The following is an 8,774-nucleotide window of genomic DNA, read 5'->3' on the forward strand; positions in this document are numbered from 1 at the left end:
AGATCGACTCGATTATCAGTCGTTATGGGAGAAGACGATGCTGATTCTTGCGCCAATGATGAAGATTCCTCATCTATGCGTTCCTCTGCCTCGCGAATTTTTCTGCGCAACTCAAGATTATCCGGATTGCGAGTGAGCAACTGACGATACAGGGACAGGGCTTTTTCAGTAAGCCCCTGGGCCAGATAAAGGTCAGCGAGCGTGATTGATGCCAGGGAGGCAAGATTGTTTACCGGTAGAGGCATCCTCTCAACAACCGGAGCAGGCACTTTTTCAACCTCAGGCTGAGGAGACAAACCCAGCAGCATTTTGTTGATGACCGGGTCGGCCGGGCTCAAGCTGCGGGCATGCAATAACAAGTCGCGCGCTTCATTTTCGCGCTGGAGCAGTAAATTGACTCGCGCGTAACCAACCAGAGCAGCCAGGCTGTCAGGGTCAAGGGCCAGAGCACGTTCAAAAGCAGAACAGGAGGCAGCGAAATTTTCCAGCTGGCATTCAATGCGCGCCAGCACAACATAAGCAGGTCCGAAATCAGGGTGGTAATCAATCCCCTTGGCAATAATTTCCCGGGCATCCTTAAAAAGCCCTATCTTGCGGTAGGTTTCTGCCAGGGAGACAAAGATGGTTGAGCGCGGGTCATTCACCATCAACTCGGTATAGGCGACAATTTTCCCTAAAAGTGCACTTTGCTGATTATGTTCAGTCATGGTCATCCTTTAAGGCTTAAGATGGTTGAAAACAATCCGGCAATGTCATCAATCTGTTCCAGCACAACGCTGCCGATCCCCTGGTTAAGGACCATGGTCAATATCCCCTGTTTGACCTTTTTATCACGCTGCATCGCTTCAATATAAGCGGCAAACGGATAATCAGGAGGATCTACCGGCAAATCGACAGTGCGCAACAATCGCACCAGTCGCGCAACATCATCCCTGGAGCAGAACCCCTTTGCGTGAGCTATTGTGGCCGCGACAACCATACCGACAGCAACCGCCTCACCATGTTTCCACTGACCGTAACCGGCGAGGTTCTCGATGGCATGACCAAAAGTATGACCAAAATTTAAATGGGCGCGGACTGAACTTTCACGTTCATCAACTTCTACAATATCAGCCTTGATTTGACAAGATTTCTTGATGGCATAGGCTAACGCAGCTGAATCCCTTTGGCGCAACAAGTGCTGATGCGCTTCCAGCCAGGCAAAGAAATCGGCATCGTGGATCACACCATATTTGATGACCTCTGCCAGTCCAGCCGACACTTCGCGCGGATCAAGGGTTTGCAGAGTAACAACATCTATGACCACCAGTTGTGGCTGATAAAAAGCGCCGATAAGGTTTTTGCCGCGGGGATGATTAACCCCGGTTTTGCCCCCGACGGAACTGTCAACTTGTGAGAGCAGAGTCGTCGGCACCTGAACAAAGGGAATACCGCGCAAAAAGGTCGCCGCCGCAAAGCCGGCCATATCCCCAATCACCCCACCACCTAACGCCAGTAGACCACAGCCGCGATCAAAACGGTTATCTATCAGTTGATCGTAAATCAGTTGCAGGGTGTCCAGATTTTTGTAATCCTCACCGTCCGGTACCAGCACCAGACGCGGATCGTAACCCGCCTGGTGCAAAGAAGAAATGACGGTATCTGCATACAAATCAGCAACAAGCGGATTCGATACCAGTGCCACCTGATGGGGAAAGTGAATATCCTGCAGCCGTTCCCCAATGCCGGTGAGCAATCCGCTGCCAACATCAATGGGGTAACTACGCTCACCTAGTGCGACCTGTAAAACGTCCACAGTTACGCCACCTCTAACGCAAAAAAGGGCAGGTAGTGCCCGCCCTTTCTTGCTTGGAATGTCTTAGATTTTAGTTGTCACGCACGATGCGCGGGGTAATAAAGATCAGAAGCTCATCCTTGACTGTCTGGTTTTTCTTGGACTTGAAAAGATAACCAAGACCGGGAATATGCATCAGGCCAGGGACGCCACTATCACTAGATTGAATGCTCTCGACAAAGATTCCACCGATAACCGTTGTTTCACCATCACGTATCAGCACCTTGGTCTCTGCCTTCTTGGTATCAATACTTGGCGCCGTTGCCCCTGCAGTCAAGGAAGGGGAATCATTTGTTGCTAATATTTCAAGGATAATAGAGTTATCTGGATTAATTACCGGCGTAACTTCGAGCTTCAACTCGGCGTTGACAAACTCAGTTCTTGGGCCATCGGCACCAGAGGTTTGATAGGGAATAGTGGTACCTTGACTGATGGTGGCACTTTCACCGTTCAGCGTGGTTACACGCGGGGTTGAAATCACCTTCCCTTTACCATCGGATTCAAGCGCAGACAATTGCAAATCCAGAACACCATGATCAATTATCTTACTACCGACACGGAAAGCAGTACCAATGCCGGGGGTTGCACCTAGCCCACCAAGTGCACCAACTGCGGGGGTAGCAACCCGAAAATCACCGCCAAGATTTAAGCGGGTATTCAGATAATCACTGGGGGAAGAGTTTCTGCCTTGATAGCTGTAACCCCAATTAATACCAAGATCTTGAGAGTAGTTTGAGTTCACCTGAACTATCCGTGCCTCGATCATCACCTGACGTTCCGGTGTATCAAGGATAGTAATAAGCTCCTTGGCACGGTCAATCCGGGCCGGAACATCACTAATAATCAACAGTTTATTACGGCTGTCAGGAGTCAGGGTACCACGATCACTCAGTACATTATTAACTGGTCCGGCGACACTGCCGAGATCAGCATAACTCACGGTAACAACCTCTGTAACCAGGGGCTCCAGCTGTTCTTCTGAACGCGCAGCGGTCAATTCCGCTTCGCGCATCGCACGGATGCGCTCTTTCGGCATAACCCGAACGACATTCCCCTGCTGCAACATCCCCAAACCGGTGACATCCAGAATCAGATCGAGGGCCTGATCCCAGGGCACATCGATCAAGCGCAGGGTGACATTCCCGCGCACTTCATCCGAAGCAATAATATTGAGTTCACTGATTTCAGCAATAAGACGAAGGATATCGCGCACTTCAGCATTATCAAACACCAGTGACGTTTTTTCGCCGGTATAAACACCCGCAACCTGGCGCTGGTCAGACAAAGGCATAGTCAGCCCTGAAGCTGTTGTCATAACAGGGCTGGTGACAACCGGCGCTAAAGAGGGGGCTTTTGCAGTATCAATTTCACCGTGAACCGGTACCGCTGTCGTGCCGGAAACAGCCTCTGAGGTTTGGGCATAGATACCATCGTTCACAATAAATTCGTACCCACCAGCCACCTGTTGCAACTGATAGGTAACATTACCTTTAAGCAGAACAACAACGCGCACTTCAGGACGTCCACCAACATTCACCAGATAGGGGGTTGCTGAATGAATGGCACTGGGGAAGGCAAAGGTGTCAAATTCACGGCGTAATGCCCGTGGTAACGTCGTGTCAGGTAAGGAAAACTGCACACGGTTGCCATCACGAACCGGATTGGTAGCTTGCGTTTTACCACTGATGGTCATCTGTAACCGTGAACGGCCATCGATACTGGTAAAGTCGATGGCATCAATCTTGGCACTGCCCTGCGGTGCAGGTTCAGCTAACGCCGAGAAGGTTGTTGCTTCAGCCGGCTGCCAGGTGACAACAGCTCCTGCGGTACCAGTGGCGACATTAAATGTCGGGAACTGACTACCGGTCACGTCAAAAACGAAACGGGTTCTATTTTCCAGGGTCCCGGTGCGCAAGGAGTTGAAACCGCCACCAAGGGGAATATCTGCAGCATGTGATCCTGGATCAACACCATAAAGATCCACCACCAGGCGTTTAGGCGAATCCAGCGAAAAATACCGGACCTGCTCAACTCCCGCCGTCGCAGACAAGGTCACCTGTTGACCGGAGACGCTGACTGTCGACAAGGATTCAGCTGCCACAGGAATGACCACAGCAAGGCTGAATAACAACATCATGATACTGAGGAGCACACTGCTTCTTCTCATATTCATTCCCCTAAAAGTTCATCGGAGCAAAAACCTGCAGTCCGCCTGCAACGCACTACAATACGATATAGCGCTCTTCTTTAATTGTATTGCCGCTGAGGCTGTCAACACCGACCTCCTCAACCACAATTCGATCTGGATTTTTTTCTACCCTGAGACCCTGCTCATCGACACCCATGACGCGAGTCTGAATATCTTTAACCTTGCCGCCATTGATACCGATGTAATCATCTACCTTGACTGTGTAACTTTTACCGTCCGGCGCAGCCACCATCGCCCGTGGATTCCCGCGAACAACCATGACGGCAATCAACCGTAGCTGTCTGAGCTCATAGCGCTCCAGGGGACCACGTAACGCTTCCGGACGTCTGGTGGTTTGTATAGCTGGTGGAGGGTCGTCACGTCGAATCAGGGGGGTGAAAGGATCACGTCGCCCCCCGGGATTATAGGTAAACTCCCCTGCCGTTACACCTTCAGCAGCGACCTCAACCTCACCGTTTGTTTGTGCCATGATCATAGTTGACGGAATCATCAACAGCGCCACAGTGACAATCAAGAAAAGTCTCATAACAGGGAACCTGTGAAAAATCATCTGAGCGTACCACCTTTCAACTAATTGTTCGACCTGTCCCCAAGAAAGCGGAAGGTTATGGCACTGCAGTCAATATTCAGCGCGGTGCGACCATCAACCTCTTTGGCCCCACCCAATTTCAGGCCCTTGATATTGACGATCCGCTCCATCTTGCTCACCGCATCGAAAAACAGGGCGGCCTGATGGTACGACCCGGCCAGGCGCAATTCGACGGGGACATCAGCGTAAAAATCTCTTGGTACTTCAGCCAAAGGACGAAAACGCACAACATCAAGCCCTTTTTCCTGGGCCAGAGAAGCGATCTTGGTCAGCAGGGTCGGAATTTCTTTATCGAGGGGTAATTCACCAAGGGCTTCTTCAAGTTGCACCAGAAGGTTATTATAATCGGCCCGATAGGCATCAAGGTTGTTTGCAATACGTTGATTGCGTTGGAGAACGGTTTGGGCTGATTCACGCTGCTGTTCCAATCGCTGTTGTTCTTCTCTAAGCCCCTCATAGACCATAAAATAAAAGGTGGCAACAATAGCAGCAGCAAGAACAAAGAGAATCAGAAACCGTTGATAGGCTGGAAGACCAAGGACTTTTTCAATTTTTGGATTCATCGCACCCGTCCTGTTTTAATTGGTCGCAGGGGTCACAGCCCGACCCTTAAGGCTGAAGCGCTGCATTCTGCGATTACCGACCGTGGTCTGTTCGGTAACCGTCAATTCGACGCCACTGTAATGACCTGAGCTTTCCAGTTGCTGCATAAAAAGAGCCACTGTTTGCTCGGTGTCGGCAATACCAGCCAGGTCAATACTGCCGTTCTGTTCGGCAAAACCGGTCAACCACAGTTCGTCAGGTAGCGCATTACTGAGGTCGTCGAGCAACCGTACCGGGCCGGTCTTGTCACTTTTAAGTTTGGCAAGGACTTCGAGTTTTTGTTCGAGATCAGCTTTTCTTTTTTCGTAATCACGAACTTCACCAATGCGTTTTTGCAACTCGGCATTACGGCGATTGATATCGGCAATGTCTTGTTGCAAGTTCTCATTGGTTTGTTGCTGCTGCACATAGACAGCACCGCAAGCCAGGCTTACCAGCACCAGAGACAGCACCAGGATAACAACCTGGGAGCGCAGCTTTTCCTTCTTTTGCGCCGCTCTTATCGGAAGAAGGTTGATCCTTATCATTTGTCACCCGCCTTCCTCATTGCCAACCCGGTCGCCACTGAAAACATCGGACCAATGGCATTGAGATATTCTCGATCAAACTGTTTTTCATTGATGGCGATATTGCGGAAGGGGTCAATTCGTTCCACTTCGATATCAAGGCGTTGTGCCAGGATATGTTGAACACGCTCTGACGCTGCGACCCCACCGGTCAGATAGACCTTGCCGATGCGTTCTTCACCGGAGGCTGCCGAAAAGAAATCGAGGGAGCGCTGCACCTCTTGAACCAGATTTTCCGTTGCATCACCAAGAACACCCTCAATGGCGTCAACTGTTAGGTCGCCGACATTCCGTTCACCCAGTTTAATGCGCTCAGCATCTTCACTGCTCACACCAAGACGCTTTTGCAACTCCTGACTGAGCAGATTGCCACCGGTCTGAATATCGCGGGTAAAGACTGAATTGCTGCCACGCATGACATTGACGCTTGTAGCACTGGCACCAAGGTCTATCAGAGCGACAACTTCCCCGTCGACGAAACCATAGTTGTAATTGAACATGTTCTCCACAGCAAAGCAGTCGACGTCCATCACCACTGGTGTCATTCCGGCTTCGGCAAACACCGCAGAGTGGTCATTAACGAAATCTTTTTTAGCCGCCACCAAAATAACACCCATCTGGGAAGGATCTTTCGAGTCGGCCCCGATGATATGAAAGTCGATATTAACCTCGGACACATCGAAGGGAATATATTGCTCAGCTTCCCATTGGATTGATGCTTCCAACTCAGATTCAGTCATCATCGGCAGATTAATTTTGCGGATAATAACCGAGTGGCCGGAAACCGAAGTGGCAACCAGCTTGGTCTTTATCTTCATCGACGCAAGCATATTCTGAATAGCGTTGACAATCGCCGGAGAGTCCATAATGGCGTTATCAATGATTGTTTCCGGCTCCAGCGGCATAATGCCGATATTCTGGAGATGAAAAGTTCCACGCGCCTCACGCAGGCGCACCATCTTTACTGCACTTGTGCCGATATCAATACCGACAATATCTTTTTTCGATGCGAACATGTTTTATCCAGTCGAAAAGAGAATCCCCAAAAAAAAGGCGCGCCACATAAATTAACATTAACCTGAATCAAACCTACGTATTCGGAAAAACCTTGGTTTTATCTGAAAGCTTGTATCCCAGCGCCAGAATAATTTTACGCATGGTTTCCATACGACAAGGACTGCCGCGTTCAATCCGGGTAATCGTCAAGGGCGAGACATCAGCCTTACGAGCCAGTTCGGCCTTGCTGATCAATAAGGATTCACGAACTTCCTTGACGCGATTCCGGACCATATTATTTAACCCTTAACCCCCTTGAACTTGATTTATCAAATGTACAAATTGTGCATAATTATAGGTCCGGGACAGATATTGTCAAGAAGTTTTAGACTAAACCAATAAAAAAATTTAAAAATCCTCAGCCAAGCAGGCCAAGGTACCAGCCAATCAGCATCTGCCCCCAAAACAGATAAATCATAGCTGCCAACGCCAGAAAGGGACCGAAGGGGATCGCCAGCCTGGTATCACCTTTTTGCGCCAGCATGAACGGCACGCCAACCAGGGTGCCGGCCAACGACGCCAGAAAAATGACCGGAAACACCGCCTGCCAGCCGAGAAAAGCCCCGAACATGGCCAGCAGCTTGATGTCACCGCCCCCCATCCCCTCACGTCCCGTCAGTTTTTCGTACCCCCAGGCGACAGCCAGCAACGAACCTCCGCCCAGCAGAATGCCTATAATGGAACTGTACCAGGTCACCCACGGGACAAAAAAAGAGCCGGCAAACCCGACCAGAATCCCCGGCAGACTGATGACATCGGGAATAATCTGATGATCCAGATCAATAAAGGTAATCACCACCAGGGCGGCAACAAAAATCAGATAGACAATGGTGGCTGCCGAGAAACCGAAAGAATAAAACGTCAGCGCAAAGAGCACACCGGTCAGCGCCTCCACTGCCGGATAGCGTGGTGAAATTTTTATCCGGCAGGCAGAACAATGGCCACGCAGCAGCAGGTAACTGACAATCGGAATATTCTCAAACCAGCGGATCTGGTGACCACAGGCCGGGCAGGAAGACGGCGGCGAAACAATCGATTTTTCGGCCGGGATCCGATAGATGCAGACATTGAGGAAAGAGCCGACGACAGCGCCGAGAATGAAGGAAATTATAAGAAAAAAAATGACTTCAGGTGGCACGATAGCTTTCCTCTATTTTTAGTCGCTCGCTATACTCGCAAAACTGGGGAGGGACAATATAGAATGTCCCCCATTTTTGTCGCTTTTTTGTCGTAATCATTCCTCACACGCATCAGATGAAGATTGCCTCAATTGCTCTCTCATAGCGCTACTGAAAGAATCAAAATCAGCCAGATGCTTATTTAATATCAATACGACAATCTCTGCATCAACCGTTTCATATTGATGAACAACAATATTTCTGAATTTTGCCATTTTTTCCATAACCTGAGTCTGTTCGGGGGAAAGGATACCGTTTTCTCCCAAAATACGAAAGGTTTCTGCATAGGTCTGAGGTGTGCGCAAACCCAAATCCGCAATCAGATGGCTGGCGATATCCGTACAAAGTTCGATCATCATCTGCAATGTGCGCTCAACAATACGCTGCACTTTCCAGTCGGCACGGTATTGCCTTACGGTCGTCGCGCTATACTCTTGCAACTGCTGCCGATAGTCCAAGAGAGAAGCGAGCTTTTTCATCATCAGAATATCATCGACCATCATCCAAACCTTTGCCTCAAGAGAGCCTCTTCCTTGCGTTTGAAATCAAAAAACTTGCGATTCATCAGGGATTCAAACAGATGCCGCTGGTAGGGATTCTTATCCACCAGAACCCGACGGTGACGCAAAATCCGTCCCACCAGACTGATCGGCGCACTATTCAGTATCACCAGATCAAATTCATCCGTCCCCAGAGCGTCGGCAATCACCCCGATCAAGTCGAGCTTGACTTCCGCGAG

11 protein-coding genes are annotated in these 8,774 nt (G+C 49.8%); all 11 read right to left on the minus strand.

Going from position 1 to position 8,774, the window contains the following annotated elements:
- The coding region (locus AC6F7T_RS03035) for a tetratricopeptide repeat protein (RefSeq protein WP_500716497.1) at positions 1–707 on the minus strand (707 nt) is incomplete at its 3' end.
- Between the two features lie 2 nt (positions 708–709).
- A complete protein-coding gene (aroB, locus tag AC6F7T_RS03040) occupies positions 710–1,795 on the minus strand; it encodes a 3-dehydroquinate synthase (RefSeq protein WP_500716498.1) in 1,086 nt (361 codons plus the stop codon).
- A 70-nt stretch (positions 1,796–1,865) separates the two neighbouring features.
- Complete coding sequence (locus AC6F7T_RS03045) at positions 1,866–4,001, minus strand: type IV pilus secretin PilQ (RefSeq protein ID WP_500716499.1); 2,136 nt, start codon at positions 3,999–4,001, stop codon at positions 1,866–1,868.
- A 55-nt stretch (positions 4,002–4,056) separates the two neighbouring features.
- A complete protein-coding gene (locus tag AC6F7T_RS03050) occupies positions 4,057–4,569 on the minus strand; it encodes a pilus assembly protein PilP (RefSeq protein ID WP_500716500.1) in 513 nt (170 codons plus the stop codon).
- Positions 4,570–4,613: 44 nt separating this feature from the next.
- Positions 4,614–5,195 carry a type 4a pilus biogenesis protein PilO gene (locus tag AC6F7T_RS03055; protein ID WP_500716502.1) on the minus strand — a complete coding sequence of 194 codons (582 nt, stop codon included), beginning with the start codon at positions 5,193–5,195 and terminating at the stop codon, positions 4,614–4,616.
- Between the two features lie 15 nt (positions 5,196–5,210).
- Positions 5,211–5,762: a PilN domain-containing protein gene (locus AC6F7T_RS03060; protein WP_500716503.1), complete on the minus strand. Its 552-nt coding sequence runs from the start codon at positions 5,760–5,762 to the stop codon at positions 5,211–5,213.
- Positions 5,759–6,817 carry a type IV pilus assembly protein PilM gene (gene pilM / locus AC6F7T_RS03065; protein WP_500716504.1) on the minus strand — a complete coding sequence of 353 codons (1,059 nt, stop codon included), beginning with the start codon at positions 6,815–6,817 and terminating at the stop codon, positions 5,759–5,761. Before pilM ends, AC6F7T_RS03060 begins: the two co-directional genes overlap by 4 nt.
- A 73-nt stretch (positions 6,818–6,890) precedes the next feature.
- A complete protein-coding gene (locus tag AC6F7T_RS03070; RefSeq protein ID WP_500716505.1) occupies positions 6,891–7,091 on the minus strand; it encodes a helix-turn-helix domain-containing protein in 201 nt (66 codons plus the stop codon).
- A 124-nt stretch (positions 7,092–7,215) separates the two neighbouring features.
- On the minus strand, positions 7,216–7,995 hold the full coding sequence (locus AC6F7T_RS03075) for a prepilin peptidase (RefSeq protein WP_500716506.1): 780 nt from the start codon (positions 7,993–7,995) through the stop codon (positions 7,216–7,218).
- 96 nt (positions 7,996–8,091) lie between these two features.
- On the minus strand, positions 8,092–8,538 hold the full coding sequence (gene hepT / locus AC6F7T_RS03080) for a type VII toxin-antitoxin system HepT family RNase toxin (protein ID WP_500716507.1): 447 nt from the start codon (positions 8,536–8,538) through the stop codon (positions 8,092–8,094).
- On the minus strand, positions 8,535–8,774 hold a 240-nt coding region (locus AC6F7T_RS03085; protein WP_500716508.1), incomplete at its 5' end, for a nucleotidyltransferase domain-containing protein. The genes hepT and AC6F7T_RS03085, both read right to left, overlap by 4 nt.

It is taken from the genome of Pelovirga sp., assembly GCF_059864205.1.

Excerpts from the sequence above, each read along its gene's own strand:
- AC6F7T_RS03055 (WP_500716502.1), bottom strand. The coding sequence starts at position 5,195 with ATGAATCCAAAAATTGAAAAAGTCCTTGGTCTTCCAGCCTATCAACGG.
- AC6F7T_RS03060 (WP_500716503.1), bottom strand. The coding sequence starts at position 5,762 with ATGATAAGGATCAACCTTCTTCCGATAAGAGCGGCGCAAAAGAAGGAA.
- AC6F7T_RS03050 (WP_500716500.1), bottom strand. The coding sequence starts at position 4,569 with ATGAGACTTTTCTTGATTGTCACTGTGGCGCTGTTGATGATTCCGTCA.
- AC6F7T_RS03070 (WP_500716505.1), bottom strand. The coding sequence starts at position 7,091 with ATGGTCCGGAATCGCGTCAAGGAAGTTCGTGAATCCTTATTGATCAGC.
- hepT (WP_500716507.1), bottom strand. The coding sequence starts at position 8,538 with ATGATGGTCGATGATATTCTGATGATGAAAAAGCTCGCTTCTCTCTTG.
- pilM (WP_500716504.1), bottom strand. The coding sequence starts at position 6,817 with ATGTTCGCATCGAAAAAAGATATTGTCGGTATTGATATCGGCACAAGT.
- AC6F7T_RS03045 (WP_500716499.1), bottom strand. The coding sequence starts at position 4,001 with ATGAGAAGAAGCAGTGTGCTCCTCAGTATCATGATGTTGTTATTCAGC.